The sequence below is a fragment of the Rhizobium sp. 01L410 genome, assembly GCF_056400165.1.
Window position 1 is genome coordinate 192,531 of the sequence record NZ_JBFTST010000008.1, and the last position, 22,113, is coordinate 214,643.

Annotated in this window: 20 protein-coding genes and 1 tRNA gene; 8 read left to right on the forward strand and 13 right to left on the reverse strand. The window is 60.5% G+C overall.

Annotation, left to right across the window (positions count from 1 at the left end; all coding sequences use genetic code 11):
* Positions 1–168: 168 nt before the first annotated feature.
* The 6 genes from scpB to AC1DV9_RS18975 form a co-directional block, all read right to left on the reverse strand.
* Entirely contained in the window at positions 169–885 is a 717-nt protein-coding gene (scpB, locus tag AC1DV9_RS18950; protein WP_477949683.1) for an SMC-Scp complex subunit ScpB, read from the reverse strand.
* Complete coding sequence (locus AC1DV9_RS18955; RefSeq protein WP_112387968.1) at positions 882–1,742, reverse strand: segregation and condensation protein A; 861 nt, start codon at positions 1,740–1,742, stop codon at positions 882–884. The genes scpB and AC1DV9_RS18955 overlap by 4 nt, the downstream gene beginning before the upstream one ends.
* Positions 1,743–1,762: 20 nt before the next feature.
* Positions 1,763–2,776 carry a beta-N-acetylhexosaminidase gene (gene nagZ / locus AC1DV9_RS18960; RefSeq protein WP_477949684.1) on the reverse strand — a complete coding sequence of 338 codons (1,014 nt, stop codon included), beginning with the start codon at positions 2,774–2,776 and terminating at the stop codon, positions 1,763–1,765.
* A gap of 121 nt (positions 2,777–2,897) precedes the next feature.
* The gene (locus AC1DV9_RS18965; RefSeq protein ID WP_477949685.1) at positions 2,898–5,897 is read right to left on the reverse strand and encodes an SPOR domain-containing protein; all 3,000 of its coding nucleotides are present in this window, start codon (positions 5,895–5,897) and stop codon (positions 2,898–2,900) included.
* 61 nt (positions 5,898–5,958) lie between these two features.
* Entirely contained in the window at positions 5,959–7,716 is a 1,758-nt protein-coding gene (gene argS, locus AC1DV9_RS18970; protein ID WP_477949686.1) for an arginine--tRNA ligase, read from the reverse strand.
* Between the two features lie 65 nt (positions 7,717–7,781).
* Positions 7,782–8,999 (reverse strand): deoxyguanosinetriphosphate triphosphohydrolase, encoded by a 1,218-nt coding sequence (locus tag AC1DV9_RS18975; protein ID WP_310298944.1) that lies wholly within the window; start codon positions 8,997–8,999, stop codon positions 7,782–7,784.
* A 221-nt stretch (positions 9,000–9,220) separates the two neighbouring features.
* On the opposite strand from AC1DV9_RS18975, the gene erpA reads away from it, so the two are divergent.
* Together erpA and xth are read left to right on the forward strand one after the other, a co-directional pair.
* Positions 9,221–9,553: an iron-sulfur cluster insertion protein ErpA gene (gene erpA, locus AC1DV9_RS18980; protein ID WP_112387964.1), complete on the forward strand. Its 333-nt coding sequence runs from the start codon at positions 9,221–9,223 to the stop codon at positions 9,551–9,553.
* 116 nt (positions 9,554–9,669) lie between these two features.
* Positions 9,670–10,461 (forward strand): exodeoxyribonuclease III, encoded by a 792-nt coding sequence (gene xth, locus AC1DV9_RS18985; RefSeq protein WP_477949687.1) that lies wholly within the window; start codon positions 9,670–9,672, stop codon positions 10,459–10,461.
* Between the two features lie 6 nt (positions 10,462–10,467).
* Here xth and exoR read toward each other — a convergent pair whose 3' ends face one another.
* The 6 genes from exoR to AC1DV9_RS19015 form a co-directional block, all read right to left on the reverse strand.
* Positions 10,468–11,268, reverse strand: coding sequence for an exopolysaccharide production regulator ExoR (gene exoR, locus AC1DV9_RS18990; RefSeq protein ID WP_112387962.1), 801 nt, complete (start codon positions 11,266–11,268; stop codon positions 10,468–10,470).
* A complete protein-coding gene (locus tag AC1DV9_RS18995) occupies positions 11,262–11,699 on the reverse strand; it encodes a hypothetical protein (RefSeq protein WP_477949688.1) in 438 nt (145 codons plus the stop codon). The genes exoR and AC1DV9_RS18995 overlap by 7 nt, the downstream gene beginning before the upstream one ends.
* Before the next feature lie 294 nt (positions 11,700–11,993).
* Positions 11,994–13,262, reverse strand: coding sequence for an OmpP1/FadL family transporter (locus tag AC1DV9_RS19000; RefSeq protein WP_112539679.1), 1,269 nt, complete (start codon positions 13,260–13,262; stop codon positions 11,994–11,996).
* Positions 13,263–13,663: 401 nt separating this feature from the next.
* Positions 13,664–16,504, reverse strand: coding sequence for a valine--tRNA ligase (locus tag AC1DV9_RS19005; RefSeq protein WP_477949689.1), 2,841 nt, complete (start codon positions 16,502–16,504; stop codon positions 13,664–13,666).
* A 118-nt stretch (positions 16,505–16,622) separates the two neighbouring features.
* The gene (locus AC1DV9_RS19010; protein WP_477949690.1) at positions 16,623–17,504 is read right to left on the reverse strand and encodes a PopZ family protein; all 882 of its coding nucleotides are present in this window, start codon (positions 17,502–17,504) and stop codon (positions 16,623–16,625) included.
* A gap of 232 nt (positions 17,505–17,736) precedes the next feature.
* Positions 17,737–18,381 carry a protein-L-isoaspartate O-methyltransferase family protein gene (locus AC1DV9_RS19015; RefSeq protein ID WP_112387958.1) on the reverse strand — a complete coding sequence of 215 codons (645 nt, stop codon included), beginning with the start codon at positions 18,379–18,381 and terminating at the stop codon, positions 17,737–17,739.
* A 656-nt stretch (positions 18,382–19,037) separates the two neighbouring features.
* Between AC1DV9_RS19015 and AC1DV9_RS19020 the strand changes: the two genes are divergently transcribed.
* Positions 19,038–19,181 (forward strand): hypothetical protein, encoded by a 144-nt coding sequence (locus tag AC1DV9_RS19020; RefSeq protein ID WP_162705969.1) that lies wholly within the window; start codon positions 19,038–19,040, stop codon positions 19,179–19,181.
* 21 nt (positions 19,182–19,202) lie between these two features.
* On the opposite strand, the gene AC1DV9_RS19025 is transcribed toward AC1DV9_RS19020, so the two are convergent.
* Positions 19,203–19,436 carry a hypothetical protein gene (locus AC1DV9_RS19025; RefSeq protein WP_477949691.1) on the reverse strand — a complete coding sequence of 78 codons (234 nt, stop codon included), beginning with the start codon at positions 19,434–19,436 and terminating at the stop codon, positions 19,203–19,205.
* A 159-nt stretch (positions 19,437–19,595) separates the two neighbouring features.
* Between AC1DV9_RS19025 and AC1DV9_RS19030 the strand changes: the two genes are divergently transcribed.
* The 5 genes from AC1DV9_RS19030 to AC1DV9_RS19050 all read left to right on the forward strand — a co-directional run bounded on the left by AC1DV9_RS19030 (position 19,596) and on the right by AC1DV9_RS19050 (position 22,113).
* Positions 19,596–19,669: transfer RNA gene (locus AC1DV9_RS19030), tRNA-Cys, on the forward strand.
* 194 nt (positions 19,670–19,863) lie between these two features.
* Positions 19,864–20,097, forward strand: a complete 234-nt coding sequence (locus AC1DV9_RS19035) for a hypothetical protein (protein ID WP_112539689.1) — start codon at positions 19,864–19,866, stop codon at positions 20,095–20,097.
* A 58-nt stretch (positions 20,098–20,155) separates the two neighbouring features.
* On the forward strand, positions 20,156–20,323 hold the full coding sequence (locus tag AC1DV9_RS19040) for a hypothetical protein (protein ID WP_310298919.1): 168 nt from the start codon (positions 20,156–20,158) through the stop codon (positions 20,321–20,323).
* Between the two features lie 144 nt (positions 20,324–20,467).
* Positions 20,468–21,109 (forward strand): DUF47 domain-containing protein, encoded by a 642-nt coding sequence (locus AC1DV9_RS19045; RefSeq protein WP_112387954.1) that lies wholly within the window; start codon positions 20,468–20,470, stop codon positions 21,107–21,109.
* Positions 21,109–22,113, forward strand: a complete 1,005-nt coding sequence (locus AC1DV9_RS19050; RefSeq protein ID WP_112387953.1) for an inorganic phosphate transporter — start codon at positions 21,109–21,111, stop codon at positions 22,111–22,113. The genes AC1DV9_RS19045 and AC1DV9_RS19050 overlap by 1 nt, the downstream gene beginning before the upstream one ends.

A 22,113-nucleotide genomic window follows, 5' to 3' on the forward strand; every position in this document is an offset into this window, starting at 1 on the left:
GATGTCTCTTCGATGTAAGAGTTTCCGCCATCGTTTCCAACACCAAAATTCCCCTTGGATTGACGCTTAATGTCACGGCTTCGGCCATTGTGACAAGTCATTGCGCCATCGAATTATGGTGATCACTATTGTTTTCGCCCTCGGTGTCAAAACAAAGACCAGCAACCGCTAATCTTCGGAGGCGCCGCCGGGGGCAAGAAGCCCCAATTCCTCCAGATCCATCTGGGTGATCGGGTCCTCATCCTCCGTCAGTTCGTCGCTCATCAGCGGCGACGGAATATTGAAATTCGCCGGGATGCGACCTGACAGCAGTCCTGCCCCCTTGAGTTCCTCGATACCCGGCAGATCGCGCAGTTCCTCAAGGCCGAAATGGTCGAGAAAGTCCCGTGTGGTGCCGAGTGTGACGGGGCGGCCGGGGGTGCGGCGACGGCCGCGGAAACGAACCCATCCGGCCTCCATCAGCACGTCGAGCGTGCCGCGCGACGTCTGGACGCCTCGGATGTCCTCGATCTCGGCGCGCGTCACCGGCTGATGATAGGCGATGATCGCCAGGACCTCGAGCGCGGCCCGCGACAGCTTCTTCGCCTCGTTCTCATCACGGCGGATCACAAATGAGAGATCGGCTGCCGTGCGGAAGGCCCAGGCGTCGTCGACCTGCACAAGATTGACGCCGCGGGGCGCGTACTGCTCCTTCAACCGGAGCATGATGGCGCGGACATTGAAGTGCTTGGCAATGCGATCGGTAATGAAGGCTTCGGAAACGGGCTGCGACGAAGCGAAGACCAGCGCCTCGGCGATACGCTCGGCCTCGAGCTCCGCCTGGAAATCCCGGCTTTCGATGCCCTCGCCTTCCTCTCCCCCGATATCGCCCTCAGGATCGATCACAGCGGCGTCTCCTGCTCGATAACTTGCAATGTGGCGTGCTTCGGTCCTCGGCGCATGTAGAGCGGCTCAAAGGCGCCCTCCTGGCGGATTTCGAGCTTGCCCTCCCGCACCAGTTCCAACGAGGCTGCAAAGGCGCTGGCGATCGCCGTGACGCGTTCTTCCGGCGAGGTCATGTAGCGCAGCAGATAGTGCTCCAGCGCCGTCCAGTCGGAGACATCGCCGATCATCCGGGTCAAGAGCTCGCGCGCTTCGGTCAGCGACCAGACAGTGCGCCGCGCGATCGTGACCTGTGTGACGGCCTGACGCTGGCGCAGCGACGCATAGGCGGTCAGGAGATCATAGAGGCTGGCATCGTAGGCGGACCGGTGGCGATCCGGGATATGTTCGGGCGCACCGCGAGCGAAGATATCCCGGCCGAGACGGTTGCGGTTGACGAGACCGCTGGCGGCCTCACGCATCGCTTCCAGGCGTTTCAGGCGGAAGGCGAGCGTTGCCGCCATCTCCTCGCCCGACGGGCCGTCGTCCTTGATCTGCTGCGGGATCAGGAGGCGCGATTTCAGATAGGCAAGCCAAGCCGCCATGACGAGGTAATCGGCGGCCAGTTCGATGCGGATGCGGCGGGCGCTGTCGACAAACAGCAGATACTGCTCGGCAAGCGCCAGAACCGAGATTCGCGACAGATCGACCTTCTGATTACGGGCGAGATAAAGTAGCAGGTCCAACGGGCCCTCGAAGCCCGCGACGTCGATCACCAGCGCCGGCTCGTGGGTGGCGCGTTCGGCCCCGTTATCCTGCCATAGCTTGTCCATCGGCGTTGCTGACGACGGCGACCGCTCGGGACCCTTGACTACGTTCAACTCTGCCTCGCTTCCAGTTTTCAGACGGTGGCGAACATCGCATCGAATTCACTGCGGATTGCAGCTTCCTCGGATTGATCGGGCTTCGGCATGCCGGCCAGGACCGCGTCGGCGCGCTTCAGCGAAGCGTCCGACAGGACCGGAACATTGGCGACCACCTGCAGCATCTCGTCCATGTGGCCGTTGCAATGCAGCACGATATCGCATCCGCCTGCAATGATATTCGCGGCGCGCTCACCGATCGTGCCAGCCAGCGCGTTCATCGATGTATCATCGGAAAGCAACAGGCCGTTGAAGCCGATGTGGCTGCGGATGACGCCGTCGATCACCTTGCGGGACGTGGTTGCCGGATTGGCATCGTCGATCGCCGTGAAGACGACATGGCAGGTCATCGCCGCGAGTTCGTCCTTCATGGCGATGAACGGCGGGAAGTCGTGGGCTTCGAGCTCGTCACGCGAAACGGTAACGACAGGGAGTTCGTGGTGAGAATCGGCAAAGCCCCGGCCATGGCCCGGCATATGCTTCATCACTGGCAATACGCCGCCGGCCTTCAAACCATCGCTGGCAGCACGGCCCATCGCGGTCACCGTCTGCGGATCGCCGCCATAGGCGCGGTTGCCGATGACATTGCTGCTGCCTTCGACCGGCACGTCGAGCACCGGCAGGCAATCGACATTGATGCCGAACTTCAGAAGATCGAAGGCGTGCAGGCGCGACATCAGCCAGGCGGCGCGAAGCCCCTGCTCCCGATCCTGGCGATAGATGTCGCCGAGCGCCTGACCGGATGGATAGTGCTGCAGGATCGGCGGACGGATGCGCTGGACGCGGCCGCCCTCCTGGTCGATCAGCACAGGCGCATGCCAGCCGACGCTTTCGCGCATCTCGGCGACGAGATCGGCGATCTGCTGCGGCTCGGAGATGTTGCGTCCAAAAAGAATGAAGCCCCAGGGGCGCTCGGCCCTGTAGAAGGCCTTTTCTTCCGGGGTCAGTGACAGGCCGCTACAGCCCAGGATCATCGCTTTTGATTCGGTCATACCCGAATCATAGAGGTGCTGAGGCGAATTGCGATAGAGGTCAACAGGCATTCACAGGAAAGGCTGGGCAAAACGAAAGCGGCGGGACCATGCCCGCCGCCTTGAATGCGTGTGATCGTGCTTACTTCGAGATCAGGCATGTGCCGCCGGCGGCACGATACTTTTCGCAAAGCGCTGCGGCTTCATCCTTTGAGCCGGCCGGGATACGGACGCGGTAGAAGGTGCCCTTGCCAGCGATATCAGCCTTGCGGATTTCGAAGCTGCGGCCGGCCAGAACGCTGCCAAACTTCTTCGAGAGGCTTGCATAAGACTTGTTGGCCTCGGCCTCAGAGGGCAGCGATGCGATCTGGACACCGTAGCCGCCGGAAGGCGCTGCAGCCTGCGGCTGGGTGGCTGCGGGCGCCACAGAGGCAACCTCGGCCGGCTTCGGCGGCTGAGGAGCAGCAGCGGCTGCAGGCTTGGCAGCCGGGCGGACTGCCGGGACCGGAGCAGCATCAGCAGGCTTTGCCGCAGCCTGGGGCTCAACCTGCGTCGACTGAACCTGACGGACCGGCGGCTCGACATTAGCAGGGTTGCTCGCGGCAACCTTGGCAAGGACCGATTCGGACGCGCCAGCCTGGGCAGGCGGCGTTGCCGTGTTCTCGACCGGGGTGGAGCGGATGTCGGCAGATGCGACTTCGGTGCTGGCCGGGAAGCTGGCAGCCGAGCCGTTCGGCGTGATCGTGGTCGTCTTGACCTGCTTGATAACAGGCGCATCGACCGGTGCTTCGTCCTCACGGGCTACCAGAGTCCCGTCAGGCTTGACGATCATCGTGCGGACCTTGCGTGGCGAAACGGCCGGGACGCGGTCTGCGTCGCCGTCATTTGCGGCTTGCTCCGGCTGGTTCTGGTCCGGAAGAAGGCGCGGATCCTGCGTATCGCTGACCGGCGTGCTCATCGCCTGATCGGTGACATCGCCGTCATTATCTTCAGGGGCAATCTCAGGCGTCAGCGTGCGCTGAACGACGTCGACAGGTTCCTCATCCGAAGACACCAAGGCCGTCTGCTTCGGCGTCTCGGTGGCGCCAGCGACACGGTCGTAAACGGCCTTGTCCTGGTTCGGAACGGTCTTGCCGCCCGGGTTGTCAGGAACGACCTTAACAGGTTCCTTGTCGGCGGAGATGATGCGCGGCTCGCCCGAGCCACCGGTAATGCCTGAGTCGGCGACGACCGTGTAGAGACCGTAGGCACCGCCTGCGAAAACCACCACCATGGCAGCGGCGGCAAGCATACGCTTCATCGAGCGGGCGCGGTGCATGTCTTCGGCTGCGCCTGCGGACTGAATGTGGACTTCCGCGAGCTGCTCGGTGCGCTGCACCGGTTCGCGCATGCTGCGGCGAAGGTCTTCCTCAAGCGCGCGCTCCAGATCGTCAAGACCGGCAACGGCAGGTGCTGCGACAGGCTTCGCGGCGGCAGGAGTAGCGGCCGGCGGCGCCCAGGCTGGAGCAGCGGCAGGTGCGCGCTCGGCAGACTTCATAGGCTCAAAGAGGCTGGCAATCTCGGCGTCGACGTCGAAATCGAAATCGGAAGTCTGCGCCACAGGCTTGTGCTGTTCGACAGGCGGCAGCGCCGGAACATGCATCTCTTCGACAGCCTCCGGATGCCCGTCGGCATCGGCAATCATCGAAGGGTCGAAAGGCAGTTCTTCAACGGGCTCAGGTGCCGCTGCCTGCACGGGAGCGGTCCGCTGCGGCGCCGGGGTAAAGACCGAGGCAGCAGGCACATAGGAGACAGGCGCAGGCGTATAGGCAGGCTGCACAACCGGACGCGGCGCCTCATCAAGCACAGGCGCGGGTGCAATAGGACGCGCGGCGGCAACAGGTGCCGGAACGAATGCGGCAGCAGGCGCGGCCACCGGTGCCGGTGCCGGTGCAGCAGCGACCGGCTCGGGCAGCGGCTTCACGGGTTCGGCGAAATCAAGATCAGCGAGTTCCAGTTCGATGCCCTCGAGATCGAGCTCGAAGTCATGACCGGCAAACGGGTCTTCCTCTTCCGGAGCAGCCAGCTTGGCAGCAACGGGAGCAAAGGCCTGAACCGGCTCGGCATGGCGAACGGGAGCAGCTTCGACGGGCGCCTCATGATGAACCGGCTCGGAAGCGCGCTGCGGGACGGGGTAGCGCGAGACGTCAGCCAGCAGATTATCGATATCGAACGCCGTCGCCGCATCCTGCGGCAAAGCTTCGGTCAGCGCGGCATCCGATGCCACGAGGCCATCCTTGGCGGCGGCGGCAAGATCGAAACCGGCATCGTGCGAAACGGGTTCGGCGTAGGCTTCGACGGCTGCCGCTTCGGCGACCGGCTCGTGCTGTGGCAATTCGGCGACTTCGTGACGATCGATCTCGGCCGGGAAGCCCCCGGAAACTGGCGGAAACTCGTCAGCGACATCGAGAGCTGCAAGTTCGTGAATTGCAGCTTCGGATGGAATGGTCTCGACCACCTGAGGCGCGGCGGCAACGGGCGCAGCGGCGACCGGCTTGGGCACCATGGCGACAGGAGCCGCCGGTTCTTCACGGCGAGCCGTGTGGAAATTGGCAAGCGGCAGCTTGATGCTGGCAGCCGACCACTGCGGCGCCTTCGGAGCCGGTGCCACCGGCTGAACAGCTGCAGCCGCACCGATCGACATTTCAAGCTCTTCGATCAGATCACGGGCGCCGTTCGACACCGGCTCGGACTGCTGCGCAGTCCAATCCGCCGAAGCAAAGGCTCCCGCAGCATTCCAGGCGGAAGCGGCTTCCGGCTCAGTATGAACGACAGGTTCAGGCTCGACGGCCTGTGTCTCGTAATAGGCCGGCTCATGCTCGACCTGCACAGTCTGCTCGTAAGCGACAGGCTCGTAGGCCGCGACCGGCTCGGCCGGATGGTCGATAACATCCGGCGCGCGCGGTTCGTCGTAGCTTTCGAATTCCCGCAGCAGCTCGTCTTCGAGATCGAAGGCGGGCTCCTGCCGGACCGGCTCTGAAACAGTATTGGCGGCTACCCGCGGCTCGAAGCCAACGATGCGCGCGAGTTCCGCAAGCGGATCGTTTTCATCGAACAGCTCCGTCTTCTGTCGCGCGTCATACGCAAGTTGTTTGTCTGCCATACCCATCCCACTCAAAAGCCAACGCGGTCAATGCCAGCGCAATGTGGGGATTTGGTGACGTTTATCGCATTTCATCCGGTGCGGCGGTACCAGTAATGGCAAGACCCGACTTCAAAACCGAAGCGACAGCGTACACCAGCCCTAGTCTGGCAATACTCGATTCTCGGCTCTTATCGTTAACAAATCGTAATTCAGTCTGATCTTTACCTTTGTTCCAGTGCGCATGGAACGAACTGGCGAGGTCGTAGAGATAGAAAGCGACCCTGTGAGGCTCCTGTGCCTGGGCCGCGGATTCGACGACGCGCGGGAACTCCGCAGCCTTCGCAATCAGCTGCAATTCCGCGGGATCCGAGATTCCGGAGACGGCTTTTGCAAGCTCTGCGGGGGTCACGTCGAGGTCCGGAAACGCCTCCCTCGCCTGCCGGAAAACCGACATGCAACGGGCATGCGCATACTGCACGTAAAAGACCGGATTATCCTTCGACTGTTCCGTTACTTTGGCGAAATCGAAGTCGAGCGGCTCGGAACTCTTCCGGTACAGCATCATGAAACGCACCGAATCGCGGCCGACTTCCTCGACCACGTCGCGTAGCGTCACGAAGTCGCCGGAGCGCTTCGACATCTTCACCGGCTCGCCATTTCGATAGAGCTTCACGAGCTGGCAGAGCAGCACCGTCAGCTTCGAATTGCCTTCAGAAACGGCACGCGCAACGGCTTCCAGACGCTTGACGTAGCCGCCATGGTCGGCGCCGAGCACATAGATCATCTCGTTGAAGCCACGGTCGAACTTGTTCTTGAAGTAAGCAACGTCGGCGGCAAAGTAAGTATAGGAACCATCCGACTTGATCAGCGGACGATCGACATCGTCGCCGACCTCGGTCGAGCGGAACAGCGTCTGCTCGCGGTCTTCCCAATCCTCGGGCAGCTGGCCCTTCGGCGGCGGCAGAGAGCCCTTGTAGACAAAGCCCTTGAAGGTCAGGTCGTTGATTGCCGTGCGGATGGCGGCGGCGCCACCATCATGCAGCGTGCGCTCGGAGAAGAAGACGTCATGGTGGACGTTCAGTGCTGCCAGATCCTCGCGGATCATCACCATCATCGCGTCGATCGCCTTGTCCTTGACGATCGGCATCCACTGCTCTTCCGGCATATTGTGCAACCGCACGCCGTATTCACTGGCCAGTGACTGGCCGACCGGCACGAGGTAATCGCCCGGATAGAGGCCTGCCGGGATCTCGCCGATCTTCTCGCCAAGCGCCTCGCGGTAACGCAGGAAGACCGAGCGTGCCAGCACGTCGATCTGCGAGCCGGCATCGTTGATGTAATATTCCTTCTCGACGGCATAGCCGGCGAAAGACAGAAGATTTGCCAGTGCGTCGCCGACAACGGCGCCGCGGCAATGGCCGACATGCATCGGGCCGGTCGGGTTTGCCGAGACGTATTCGACATTGACCTTGCGGCCGGTGCCGAGCGTCGAGCGGCCGTAATCGGTGCCGGCGCCGATCATCGACGCGAGCAGCCGCTGCCAGTAGCCGACGGACAGCTTGATGTTGATGAATCCGGGACCGGCGACGGAGACGTCGGCCACATCCGGATCTTCTTTCAACTTGCCGATGATGATTTCGGCGAAGGCCCGCGGATTGGTGCCGAGCGGCTTCGCCAGCACCATCGCTGCATTGGTCGCAACATCGCCATGGGTCGCGTCACGCGGCGGCTCCACGGCAATGCGGCCGAAATCGAGCTCGGATCGCTTTTCCTTGACCAGATCGATCTGTTCAAGGGCGGTTTTAATCCTGGCTTCGAAATCGGTAAAAAGGTTCATCGCACTCTTCCATGCATAGGCTGTGCCACAAGGCATCGACCGGCCTTTTGCCGGGCGCGTGCTGCCTATCGCAAATCGGGAGTGTGGTCAAACAATCGCCTGTGGGCGCTGATGGCATAGGTGTCGGTCATGCCGGCCAGATAGTCGCCGACATGGCGGGCTTTCGGGGCGTCTGCAAGGCCTGCGATATGATCGACCCAGTAGTGGCTCTGCATCTCCTTCGGGTTCGCCATATAGGCGCCGAAGAGGTCGGTGACGATCTGCGCGGCCCCTGCCCGGATGCGCATGATCTCGGGATGGCGGTAGATGCGCTTGAAGAGCATCTGCTTGATCAGCCTGTCGGTTTCGGCCATCGCCGGCGAGAAGGTGGCGATGACGCGGTCGGCGTGACGGATATCGTCAGCGCTCTCCGGCTTGATCTGCGACAGGCGCTCCTGCGCGACGGAAATGACATCCTCTACCATGCGGGTGATCTGACGGCGCATGATTTCATGGGTGAAGCGGCTCGCCTCGAGGTTCGGATAGCGCTCGCGCACTTCCGCCATCAGCCCGGCGAGGAAGGGAATTTCCTCCAGCATCTCGAAGGTCAGGTACCCGGAGCGCAGGCCGTCGTCGATATCATGGGTATTGTAGGCGATGTCGTCGGCAATCGCCGCAACCTGCGCCTCCAGGCTTGCATAGGTGTCGAGCTGCAGGTCATGGATCTCGCAATAGTCGAGGATCGGCTGCGGGACCGGGCCGCGCGTGCCCTGCCCGTCCTTGGTCAGCAGCGGGCCATTGTGCTTGACGAGGCCTTCGAGGCTCTCCCAGGTCAGGTTGATACCGTCGAATTCCGCATAGCGGCGCTCCAGCTTGGTGACGATACGCAGTGACTGGGCATTGTGATCGAAGCCGCCATAGGGCAGCAGCACCTCATGCAGCGCATCTTCGCCGGTATGGCCGAAGGGCGTGTGGCCGAAATCGTGGACCAATGCCACGCCCTCGGCCAGATCTTCATCCAGCTTGAGTGCGCGGGCCAGCGCGCGGGCGATCTGCGCCACCTCGATCGTGTGCGTCAGGCGCGTGCGGTAGTGATCGCCGTCCTGGGCGATGAAGACCTGCGTCTTGTGCTTCAGGCGGCGGAAGGCCGTGGTGTGGACGATGCGGTCGCGGTCGCGCTGGAAATCGGAACGTGTCGGGCTGGAGCTTTCGTCATAGAGCCGCCCGCGGGTCGTCCAGGGGTCTGCCGCGTAGACTGCCCGTTCGCTGTTTCCAAAACCCAATGCATGCCTGTCGATCGTCATTCTTCACCGTCATTCGAGCTCGCGGCCGGATCGCCCATTGACGCCGCTTCAAGCTCTTCATACCTATAGTCAGTATATACGGCAAAGCGGCGCTTTCTTAACCGCTTTCCGCAATAATGCGTTTCAACGACGCATGTGATAAATTCTTTTGATATCAGCCGTTTGAAAGATCATCGGCTTCTATCAATTCTCTCCGGATCTTGACCCCGGCAGGAGGAAGCATGACAGAGACCACAGTAACCCTCTCCGATGCTGCGGCAAAGCGAATCGCCGCAATCGTCGGCGCCGAAGCCGGCAAGAGCGCCCTTCGCGTTTCCGTCGAAGGCGGCGGATGTTCGGGCTTTTCCTACAAGTTCGATCTCGCCGACGGCGTTCAGGACGACGACGTGATTGTCGAGAAGAACGATGCGAAGGTGCTGATCGACAGCATGTCGCTGATCTATATGGCGGGCTCCGAGATCGACTTCGTCGACAACCTGCTCGGCCAATCCTTCCAGATCAACAATCCGAACGCGGTCGCCAGCTGCGGCTGCGGCACCAGCTTTTCGATCTGAACAACATCAGAGCACCCAAATCAGACCGGCCGAAGAAATCTCTTCCGGCCGGTTTATCGTCTTGTCCGGACGCTGCCCATCACGATACAAGATCGGCACGAAGCAAGAGGTGATGGATGAAGATCGCGACCTGGAACATCAACGGCGTCAAGGCGCGTATCGACAACCTCACGCAATGGCTGACGGATTCCAGCCCTGACATCGCCTGCCTGCAGGAAATCAAGACCGTCGACGAAGGGTTTCCTCGCCTCGAGATCGAGGCGCTCGGCTATCACGTCGAAACCCACGGCCAGAAGGGTTTCAATGGCGTCGCGATCCTTTCCAAGAGCAAGCCTGACGAAGTGAACCGCGGCCTACCCGGTGATCCACTGGATGAGCAGGCGCGCTTCCTCGAGGCCGTCTTTTCGTTACCCGGCAACAAGGCGCTTCGCATCGGCTGCCTGTACCTGCCGAACGGCAACCCTGTTGATACCGAGAAATACACCTACAAGCTCGCCTGGATGGAGCGCCTGCGGCAATTCGCGATCCAGCGTCTCGAATATGAGGAAGCCTTCATCCTGGCCGGTGACTACAACGTCATTCCCGAGCCGCATGATTGCTTCGATCCGAAGGTCTGGGAGAATGACGCGCTGTTCCTGCCGCAGACGCGCGAGGCTTTCCGCAGGCTCGAAGCCCTCGGCTTTACCGACGCGGTGCGCGCGACCACCGATGCGACACAGCTCTATTCATTCTGGGATTATCAGGCCGGCGCGTGGCCGAAGAACAACGGCATCCGCATCGACCACCTGATGCTGTCGCCCGAGGCTGCCGACCGCATGACTTCGACGGCGATCGAAAAGCATGTGCGCGCCTGGGAAAAGCCGTCGGACCACGTGCCCGTCGTCGCCTATTTCGACTTCGCCGCCTAAAGGAAATTAGTCGCCGCTGGTGGCGATATTGTGGGAGAGCGATACCGCCGCGCGGCGGTCGCCTTCGGTGGCGACCGAGAAGGCCTGCTCCTGCAGCGATTCCATCCAGCCACAGTCCTTCGGCTTGCAGCGGTCGAGCGCCGCCGTCATCATTGCCAGACCGCGAGCCGACTGGCCCTCCTGGAACAGAATATTGCCGAAGACCGACATGGCACCGGGATGGCCGCTCTTGCGGGCCTGGTTCAGCCACTTCTTGGCCTGCAGCGGATTGGCGCTGCCGCCATCGCCGGACAGCATCATCTGCGCCAGCTGGAACTGCGCCTCCGGCACGCCGAAGGTGGAGGCGACCTGGAAATAGAGCTGGCGGGCCTGATTGAGGTCGGTCTTGACGGGGCTGCCCGGAATGCCGTGCTTGTAATAGCTGGCAAGCGAAAGAAGCGCATTGATGAAGAAGCCGGTGTCTTCGGAACCGGGCTCGACACCCTGCTGGGCGATCTCGCTATAGATCTTGAAGGCTTCGAAATCGTCCTGGGTAACGCCATCGCCATCGGCATACATATTTGCCAGCGCCCAGCGCGAGCCGGTGTGCCCCTTCTCGGCGGCGTATTTATAGGCCTCGACAGCCTCTTCCTTCTGGCCGCTCTTGTAAGCCTTGAAACCGAACTTGAAGAGATCGAAAGGACCGGATTCCTTGGTCACGCCGGCATTGATATCAAACGCGCCGGCTGGGGATGCAATCGCCGCTGAAAGAGCGATGGACAGCCCCATGATAGATGATCTGAAAAGTCTGAACTCGGATGTCAGCATTTCACTCGGTTTCTTTCGCTTCCATCGCAGACCAGCCCGGCAGCAAAAACTCCGCTGCCACGCGGCCCGGCGTATTCCCTCCAGGCGAGCGATCCCGCGGCGAGCTCTCTGGCTCCTTTGCCCGCGTCGCATCCAGCCTTTCGCCCTTCTTCGAGGGCGTGAATTTCCTGCGCATCGCGATAGACCGCCCGGTTTCCGGCCCGGCCCGCCTGCAATGCCTGCGGCGTCATTTTTGCGGAGGAAATGTCTCTCTCTCCGCCTCGCCAATAGTCGTAAACACCAAATGTGACCAAACCGGTATCGGCGTGATCGCGGCGTTCTTCGGCGCCCATCATGGACGCGGAAACATCGGAGAATGGACAGATGGAAGACACGACCTGAGAGCGAAGTTTTTCGTCGGAATCGCCTTGCGGGGAAAGCTGAATCGCCAATGGAGCGGAATGAAATCCAGCCCCCGATCGGCCCTTGCCTGTCCCTGAAAAAACTCGACCCATCTTACTTTTCAAACGCACCCTACGCCTGCCATTCCCTTGCCCGAAGATACCGCTGCGCTCTGTTTGTGGCGGGAAATGGACAAATTGTCCCTGGAGAGAGCTTACGCCAACTGTCGTAAAAAACTGTTGCGGATTCGTCACAAAATGGGATGGCCAAAAGGCATGATTAATATGGCAGCAAGCAAAGAAAAGCCCGGCGCTGGGCCGGGCTTTGTGTTTGGCGGGTCTTGATTAGAACTTGACTTTGAGGCTGGCGGAGAGTGCCGTTACAAGATCGTTGCCGAAATCGTATGAAACTCCCTCGCCGTATGTGATGCCGTCATAGGTTACGGCGTGTGAAGAACCGCTGGTCAGCAATCCAATTGCTCCGGCCAACCGCAGTTCGACATTCTCCGTCGGAGTGTACGACGCGCCCGCGCCGATGGTCCACGAGTCAGTCTGCGCGCCGTATCCCTGACTGGTCCCGCGATCCCAAGTGAGGCTAATTGCGCCAGCCCACTGATCGTTGAACTTGTGTCCGACACCTCCGGTGATCGTCCAGCCGTCGCGGTAAAGAAGGTCAAGCGATGTGAGCTCGGTCGCCCCGCCCGAGGTGCATTTAACGCCCTTGGTTGCTGTCGGGCAGAAGGCGATCGACTGCAATACGCTCCAGTTTGTCCACTTTACCGAGCCGAAAGCGAGCCAATCAGGCGCGATACCGCTTTGCAGCTTGAGCTCAAGCGAGTCTGGTGCATCGGCAGAACCGAAAACGTCCGTCCGCTTGCCCAGCGCCGGATTGGTCGGGTCGAGGAATGCCGGAACCTGCGTGAGGTCAACCGTACCGTCGAGATTGTCGTATTTCACCCGGCTGTTGTAAACGAGGCTTGCCCGCAAAGCATATTCGGGAATTTCGTAGGCGACACCAGCGCGCCAGCCCCAGCCTTCACCCGTCAAATCAAGCCGGCCGATACCCGTTCCCAATACCGGCGGGATGGTGATAACCTGGCGTTCCTTGAACGCGTCGATCTCCTGGTAGAAGGCGCCGCCGATCAGGCGAAACTGGCCCTGGCCGACATCGAACTTGTATGAACAGGTTCCGGCGTAATTGTGGCTCGTGACCTTGGTCTCGATGTTGTCGTTCGCCCCTGCCCAGTTCACGCCAGGATTGGTATGCGCACCGAAGGGCTCCGAATAATCGACCAAGCAGTCGATGTCTCCGACGTTACCCCTGAAGCCGGCGTAGGGAACCGCATAATTCTCGGTCTCGTCAGCGTAGTTCGGACGTCCGCTCAGGTCACCACCACCGTTGATGGTCATCGATGTGTCTTCGTCCTTCACATTTTTCAGCTTGCGCTGCGGCATTACATAGGTAACGCCCGAATTGAACGAAAACGGACCGGTATCGAACAGCTGATCGATATTGTAGCCGCCGCGTTCCAGACCGCCCGCAAAGGACGGCGTCGCGACGGACGAAAGGATAATGAGCGATGCTACGCCCTTGGAAAACATACGAGATGCCATTGTGTCTCCCCCACTCAAGCAATGCAGATGCTGCACCTTGCAAAGGAATAGCGCGGATGACAATGCGCGCCTTCATGACGCCACAATGCATGCAAGAAGTTAAATTGACGTAAGAAATTGACGAGCACGTCAAATTTTTGCGTATGGTAAAATTTTATCCCAATAAACTAATCATTCCGGGTTAGTTTTGGATTATCCTTCCAAGCCGATCTGCCCCTGTATCAATCTGACAACAGTCAGTTTTTTCGGCCCCACCCACTGAATAATTTGCAAAACCGCCCGATTCAGCGTGATCGGCGGCGCATATGAGCAAGTTCTTCCGATTCGGATTGCTGCGAACGCAAAACGGCGCCCGTGCAAGGCCGGACGCCGCTTTGGAATAGTTTACTACCAAGAGTGGATTAAGCTTCGTTCACCCTCGCCAGCGCAACCGTCAGGCTTTCCATTTGCCCCTGCAGTTCGGCCAGGCGCTCGCGCTCGGCTTCGACCACTTCGGGATTGGCGTTGGCGACGAACTTCTCGTTCGACAGCTTGCCGTTGATGCGGGCCATCTCGCCTTCGGTCTTGCCAATCGCCTTTTCGAGACGCGACTTCTCGGCCGAAAGGTCGATCAGGCTGCCGAGCGGCAGGCAGGCCGTGGCTTCGCCGACGACGATCTGTGCCGCGCCCTTCGGCGCAGCGTCAGCCAGCGAGATAGCCTCCACACGCGCCAGACGCTTGATCGCCGCATCGTGGCGCGACAGGCGCTCCTGGGTCAGCGCATTGGCGTTGACGAAGACGAGCGGCGCGGTCGCCGACGGCGGGACGTTCATCTCGGCGCGAACCGAGCGGATGCCGGAGACCAGATCGATCAGCCAGTTGATCTCGTCGGCAGCGGCATCGTCCGAGAAGGACGGCGCCGGCCAGTCGGCGTGGCAGACGAGCGTATCGCGCTCGATGCCTTCGCCTGCGGTATGCGCCCACAGCTCTTCCGTCATGAACGGCATGAAGGGATGCAGCAGCTTGTAGATCTCTTCGAGAATATAGGCGCTGCAGGCCTGCGCTTCCGCCTTGGCAGCCTCGTCCTCGCCGCTGAAGACAGGCTTCAGCAGTTCGAGATACCAGTCGCAGACCTGGTTCCAGACGAAACGGTAAAGCGCGCCGGCCGCATCGTTGAAACGGTAGGCCTCGATGGCTTCCGTTACGTCACGTTCCGCACGGGCAAGTTCCGTCAGGATCCAGCGGTTGATGGTCAGCTTGACGCTATCAGGCGCGAAGTTCGGGTCGCTCTTGGCGCCGTTCATCTCGGCAAAGCGCGTGGCATTCCAGAGCTTGGTGCCGAAGTTGCGGTAGCCGGCGATACGCGCCGGGTCGAGCTTCACGTCGCGGCCCTGCGCCGCCATGATGGCCAGCGTGAAACGCAGCGCGTCGGCGCCGTATTCGTCGATCAGTTCCAGGGGGTCGATGACGTTGCCCTTCGACTTCGACATCTTCTGGCCGTTCTTGTCGCGGACCAGCGCGTGGATATAGACGGTATGGAACGGCTCGACCGGATTGCCATCCTCGTCCTTCATGAAGTGCAGACCCATCTGCATCATGCGAACCACCCAGAACGGGATGATGTCGAAGCCGGTGACCAGAACGTTGGTCGGGTAATAGCGCGCCAGTTCCGGGGTCTTCTCCGGCCAGCCGAGCGTCGAGAACGGCCAGAGCGCCGATGAGAACCACGTATCCAGAACGTCTTCGTCACGGGTCAGAATTTCGCCCGGCTTGAAGTTCTCCAGCAGGTCCTCGACATAGGCCTTCATCGGGCCTTCATGCGACAGATAGTGCTGGATCGCAGCCTGCAGCGCTTCCTCTTCGGTCTTCTCGACGAAGACTTGGCCATCCGGACCGTACCAGGCCGGGATCTGGTGTCCCCACCAGAGCTGGCGGGAGATGCACCAGGGCTGGATGTTTTCCATCCATTGGAAATAGGTGTTTTCCCAGTTCTTCGGCACGAACTTGGTGCGGCCTTCGCGAACCGAGGCGATCGCCGGCTTGGCGAGCGTCTTGTTGTCGACCCACCACTGTTCCGTCAGGCGCGGCTCGATCGGCACGCCGCCGCGGTCGCCATGCGGAACCATGTGCTTGTGCGGCTCGATCTTGTCGAGCAGACCGGCTTCTTCGAAAATCTCGACGATGATCTTGCGCGCCGCGAAGCGATCCTGGCCCTCGAGACGATCCCAGGCGCCATGCAGGGCAGCCGGATTGTCGAGACCTTCCAGAAAGTCCTCGTTCTCCTTGATGATGACAGAGCCGTCGACGTCCAGCACGTTGATGGCGCGCAGACCGGTGCGCCGGGCGACGTCGAAGTCGTTAAAATCATGCGCCGGCGTCAGCTTGACGGCGCCGGTACCGGCGGTCGGATCGGCATAGCTGTCGGCGACAACAGGGATCTTGCGGCCGACGATCGGCAGGATGACGTGCTTGCCGACGATCGACGTATAGCGATCGTCGTCCGGGTTGACGGCAACACCGGTGTCGCCAAGCATGGTTTCCGGGCGGGTCGTGGCAACGACGAGATAGTCGCGGGTTTCGAATTCGGTCGGCTTACCATCTTCGTCGAAGGCAACCGGATGCTGGTAGGTGACGCCCTCTTCCAGTGGATAGCGCAGATGCCAGAGGTTACCCTTGACCTCCAGCTGCTCGACCTCCATGTCGGAAATTGCCGTCAGCAGCTTCGGATCCCAATTGACCAGACGCTTGTCCTTGTAGATGAGCCCCTGCTTGTAAAGCGTTACAAACACTTCGAGAACGGCCTGCGACAGGCCCTCGTCCATGGTGAAGCGTTCGCGCGACCAATCGCAGGAGGCGCCGAGGCGCTTCAGCTGGTTGAAGATCAGGCCGCCCGATTCAGCCTTCCATTCCCAGACCTTGTCGATGAAGGCGTCGCGGCCCATGTCGCGGCGGCCCGGAAGCTGCTGCTCCATCAGCTTGCGCTCGACGACCATTTGCGTGGCGATACCCGCATGGTCCATGCCCGGCTGCCACAGCACATCCTTGCCGCGCATGCGCTCGAAACGGATCATGATGTCCTGCAGCGTATTGTTGAGCGCGTGGCCCATATGCAGGGAGCCCGTCACGTTCGGCGGCGGGATGACGATCGTGAACGTTTCGGCACCGGGCTTCTTGTTGGCGCCAGCGCGGAAAGCATCGGCTTCGTCCCATTTCGCAGCGATTTTCGGTTCGACTGCGGCGGAATCGTAGGTCTTGTCGAGCATTTTATGACCAAACTTCGGGGTTTTAGGATGGGGTTTGTAAATAGGATGGCTGCGGGCAAGTCAATAAAAAAGCCGCCCCGGAGACCGGAGCGGCTTGTTCGGTAAAAAGCGTTTCCGGTTAGCGGCGCGGACCGCGCGCCACGCGCTCGATTTCTTCACGCACGAGGCGTTCGACCAGCGTCGGCAGATTGTCGTCCAGCCATTCACGCAGCATCGGACGCAGCATGTCTTCGGCGATCTCATCCAGCGAGCGGCGCTCGGCGCCATCGATGGCAAGCGCCAGCTCTTCGAAGGAACGTGCGACCTGAAGGCTGGCATCCTGCGAGATCAGCGCCTGGGCTTCTTCCATGATCTGCGGCAGAAACTGGGGCATGGCAGCCGGGGCTTCGGCGACGGGTCCCTCCGGCGCGATTTCGGCCTGCGGAGCGATCGTTGCCTGAGGCTCCGGGAACACTTCTGTGGCAGCGGCTGCTACCGGCTGAGGGGCAGCGTCCACCGGTGCGGCTTCGGCAACAAGCGGCGCCGGCTTCGGAGCCGGCAGCGGAGCGACGACGGGAGCGGATACATGCTCGACCGGTGCACGGACCTGTTCAGCGACGGGCTCGGCCACGGGTTCCGGCTGGCGGAAGACCGGCGGAAGCTCGCGCGGCGGCTGGGCCGGCAGACGCTCGGAGGCGGCACGAACCCGGGCGGCGACATCGGCAAGCGACATGGAGCGCGCGGGCTCCTCGATATCGCGCGTACCTGCCGAATTGGCGGCGACGAAGCGCGGATCGGCCTGCATCACCGGCTCGGGAAACTCGACATTGGCATAGGCGTCGTCGACGGTCAGACGGATGTTGGAGTCGCTGCCTTCGTCTTCGCCGTCATCGCCGTAAACCGGCGGCAAAGATTGGGAAATGGCCTTGCCGGCACCCGGATCATTGCTCTCGATGATCTGGCGGATCGACGCCAGGATCTCTTCCATGGACGGTTCACGCGCTACGCTTGGCTGAGCCATATCTATCCCCGTTATGCTAAAAGCAACGATCGGATTGCGTGGTGTGGGCATCCGAATCACCTAGACACTAGAATACCCAAGACGCGAAAAAAATCATCGCGAATCAAATGAATGCGTCCATGCACAGTTTTGTTGGATGAACTGCGGACCGTCTGCCCGGCCCGGTTTCAGCGCCGCAAACGCAAACGGGCGCCCGAGGCGCCCGCATCGTCAAGGAGCAATGCAATCCTGCTCAGAACACGAATTCGCGCAGCTTTGCGAAGCCCGGCAGCGGCTTGACCGACGCGTTGAAGAAGACATTTTCGGAAACGGCGCCGCGCTCGGAAACGAAGACCTTGGCGCGGGCGGCGTTGCCGTAACCTTCGACTGTGACCAGACGGCCGCCCTCGGCGAGCTGGCCGAGAAGAGCTGCCGGAACTTGCTCGACGGAACCGTTGACGAAGATCAGATCATAAGGCGCACCGGCCGTATGGCCCTTCTCGAGACCGCCGGTGACAACGGCGACATTCGGATAGGCTGCGAGATTGGCCTTTGCCGTTGCGGCAAGCGCTTCATCGGATTCGAGAGCGGTAACCGAACCGGCGATCAGCGACAGCAGCGCCGAGGTATAGCCGGTACCGCAGCCGACTTCGAGAACCGTGTCGTCCTTGGTGATCGCGGCAAGCTGCAGCAGCTTTGCCAGCGGCGAGGCTTCCATCAGGAAGCGGCCGGGACAGATCTCGACGTCATTATCGATATAGGCCAGCGCCTTCGACTTTTCAGGCACGAAAGTTTCGCGCTCGACCGTCAGGAACGCGCTCAACACGGAATGGGACGTCACGTCCGTCGTACGGATCTGGTTGTCGACCATCTTCACGCGTGCTGCTTCGAAATCCATCTTATCCTCTTGCCCGTTTTCGGCGGCTACATGCGTCTCTTAATCCCGGGTTCGGATGCTTTCAAGGCTCCGCGCGCGGCTGCGGCAAGAATACTTGAGTGGACGCGGCGCTGTCGCGTGCGCCGGAGCGCATTCCAAACTCCGAAGTGGCATAAAGCGTGGCCCTGTGGTATTCTTGCAACCGGAGGAAATGAGGAGGAGCAGGCCATGTCTGCCATGTTCGTGCATTTCACACTCTTCGACTTGTTCATCGGTGCGGCGCTCGTCGGCATTCTTTGCTGCGGACTGGTCAACAGCCGGACGAGTTGAGGACAATCACAGCGCAGCAGGCAGGAATCAGTAGGCCCGCTCTTTAGGTTCGAATGCGAAGCACGGGTTTTACGATTTTCATTCTGCTGCTGATCGCCGCCGCAAGCGTCATTCTTGCGGGCGTCTTGTCCATGCGGCTATCCCTAGCGGGAACGCTCGGAGATTGCTTCACTGGCGCATGCGGCTACACGACCGTATTCATCGCCTGGCCGGGCTTGACGCTTAGCTTTTTTGCCATCGGCGCCTATCTTTATCTGAAATCCGCACCAAAACCCTGAACAGCGTTTCAGGAACCTGTCAGCTTCGCTTGCGATAAAGGCCGCAATCGAAGCGAACGCGGAATAGGCATGAACAGATCCCTGATACTCGGCGCCTGCTTTATCGGCGGTTTCGTCGCAATCATTCTCTGTATTCCACTGATCGGCTCTGCCGCACCCAGCGTCACCACAGGTGGCGTCTCGCCGATTGCCGCGCTTCAAAGATCGAATTGAGGCGTTGGATAGCCGCGCGGATCAGCGCATTGTCTTCAAAAGCGCCGCCAATGCCGCGGCATCCGCCCTCGCCACCCGCTCCCGCATATGCCCTTCGGCAAGATAGCCGACGGCATCCAGCGCTTCCTGCTCACTCCATCCGGCGGCCACGGCCGCCTCGATCAAATCGCGGAACGCGAATTGCAGCGCGTCCTGGCACCGGACGTGGCGGTCGGGATCGTCCTTGGTGACAAAGGGTTTTGAGATATTTCTCATATACGGATAATGAGCGGATTCGCCGAATGATCAAGGGCGCCGGATGCCGATTGACGGTGGACGAGTTGTTGCCGGTCAAGATTTTTCGAAAAACACCTCTTGCGGTTTCCTTTGGATCATTCTAAATCCGCGCCACCACTGAACAAGTCGTTCACGGATGGCCTCGTGGCGGAGTGGTGACGCAGAGGACTGCAAATCCTTGTACCCCGGTTCAATTCCGGGCGAGGCCTCCAAATTCAACAATCCAAGCTTGTATTGTCGGAATACATCCCCGCCCCTGCGGCCGGTGATGTATTATCCATTTTTGGGATAATGCTGTTTAAGCTAAAGCTTATCTGTGAATATAATCAGACTCTACTTCTGATAATATAGACATGATCAAAATCCCATGTGACGTTGCATCCTGCGTATAGAAGCGGGATGACACATGGCGAAAACGAGATACATTTTCGATCATAAGTCTGAGAAAGCGGTCCTGTTTCAAGCAGGCAAGTTTTTGTTCCCAATCGGCGGCAGCAAGGCCGAGCACTGGATCGACGGAGACTATGTTTTCTCCCTGACGACGCAAAAAATTACCTACTGGATCCTCGGCCAGGACTTGTATGGCCATATCGGCAACGGCGAACTGACCCGCGAGCCGCTGTTCTACTTCGGTGAATGAGCAGACTTGACTATTCGCTTAAATGAGAACAAAATAGGAACATCAGACGGAGGTTCCTATGACCCATGCCGAACAGGTGATTGCGAATGCGCTTGCGACCGTGGCTGCCAGCCGCGCCGAGCGGGAAAAGGACGAGGAGCGCAGACGGCGCGTGTTCGGCAAGATCGATATCGGCCTGCCCCTGCCTCAGATCAAGAACCGGCAGCTGACACTCGACCTTCATTAAGAGAATCGTATTCCCGAGGCTGTGTGAAACCTGCCTCAAACGCGTGGAAAAGCCTGCTGGCGCGGTATGTTCGGCCCGGCTTTTATTGCAACAGGACCCCATTTGTGACAGTTGCGTGACAACTCAAGCACTCACGGGGTCGCCATGTTAAGCTGGTTTCGCAAACTTCTTCCGCGCGAAGATCGATTCTTCGATCTTTTTGCTCAGCACTCGCGCACCGTCGTCGGCGCGGCGGAATCGCTGAACGAATTGCTGGCCGGAAACGATACCGAGCGGCATTGCAACCGCATCGTCACGCTGGAAAACGAGGCCGACGATATTACCCGCGAAGTTTTGCTGGCCGTGCGCCGCAGCTTCATCACGCCATTCGACCGCGGCGACATCAAGGATCTGATCCAGTCGCTCGATGACGCGATCGACATGATGCACAAGACGGTCAAGACCATCCGCCTGTTCGAACAGAAGAGCTTCGATCCCGGTATGCAGGAGATGGGCAAGGAAATCGTCAAGGCGGCACATCTGATTGCCGAGGCCATTCCGCTTCTCGACCGGATGGGCGCCAATGCGCAGCGGCTGACATCGATCGCTGAGGAAGTCACTCGGGTCGAAGGCAAGTCGGACGAGCTTTACGATCTCGGTCTGAAAGACCTGTTCCGCCGTCACGGCGCCTCCAACCCGATGGCCTATATCATCGGCAGCGAGATCTATGCCGAGCTCGAAAAGGTGGTCGACCGGTTCGAGGACGTTGCCAACGAAATCAGCGGCATCGTGATCGAGAACGTCTGATGGATGCCACCCTCGCCTTTCCGCTGCTGATCGGACTGATCGCGGTCGCGCTGTTCTTCGATTTCCTGAACGGACTGCACGATGCGGCGAACTCGATCGCGACAATCGTCTCGACTCGTGTGTTGAAGCCCCAATATGCCGTGATGTGGGCGGCGTTCTTCAATTTCATCGCCTTCCTGTTCTTCGGTCTGCATGTGGCGGAAACGCTGGGCACCGGTATCATCAATCCCGAGATCGTCAGCCCGCTGGTGATTTTTGCGGCCTTGATGGGCGCGATCATCTGGAACATCGTCACCTGGGTCTTCGGGATACCGTCGAGTTCGTCGCATGCACTGGTCGGCGGTCTCGTCGGCGCCGGCCTCGCCAAGGTCGGCTTCAGCTCGATCGTCTGGGGCGGCCTGCTGAAAACGGCAGGAGCCATCGTGCTGTCGCCGATGATCGGCTTTCTGCTGGCGCTGTTCCTGGTGCTCGCCGTCTCGTGGATCTTCGTGCGGCAGACGCCGTTTGCCGTCGACAGCACCTTCCGCATCCTGCAGTTCGTCTCCGCCTCGCTCTATTCGCTTGGCCATGGCGGCAATGATGCGCAGAAGACCATGGGCATCATTGCCGTGCTTCTCTATTCGCAGGGCTATCTCGGCGGCAGCTTCCACGTTCCGCTGTGGGTCGTGCTTTCCTGCCAGACGGCGATGGCGCTCGGTACGCTCTTCGGCGGCTGGCGAATCGTCCACACGATGGGATCGAAGATCACCAAGCTCAATCCTATGCAGGGTTTCTGCGCGGAGACCGGCGGAGCGCTGACGCTGTTCGGCGCGACATGGCTCGGCATTCCGGTTTCGACGACGCATACGATCACCGGCGCCATCATCGGCGTCGGCGCGGCAAAGCGCGTCTCAGCGGTGCGGTGGGGGCTTGCCGGCAATATCGTCATCGCCTGGGTGGTGACGCTGCCGGCGGCGGCATTGATCTCGGCGCTGTTCTACTGGGCCGCGGGCTTCTTCGCCTGA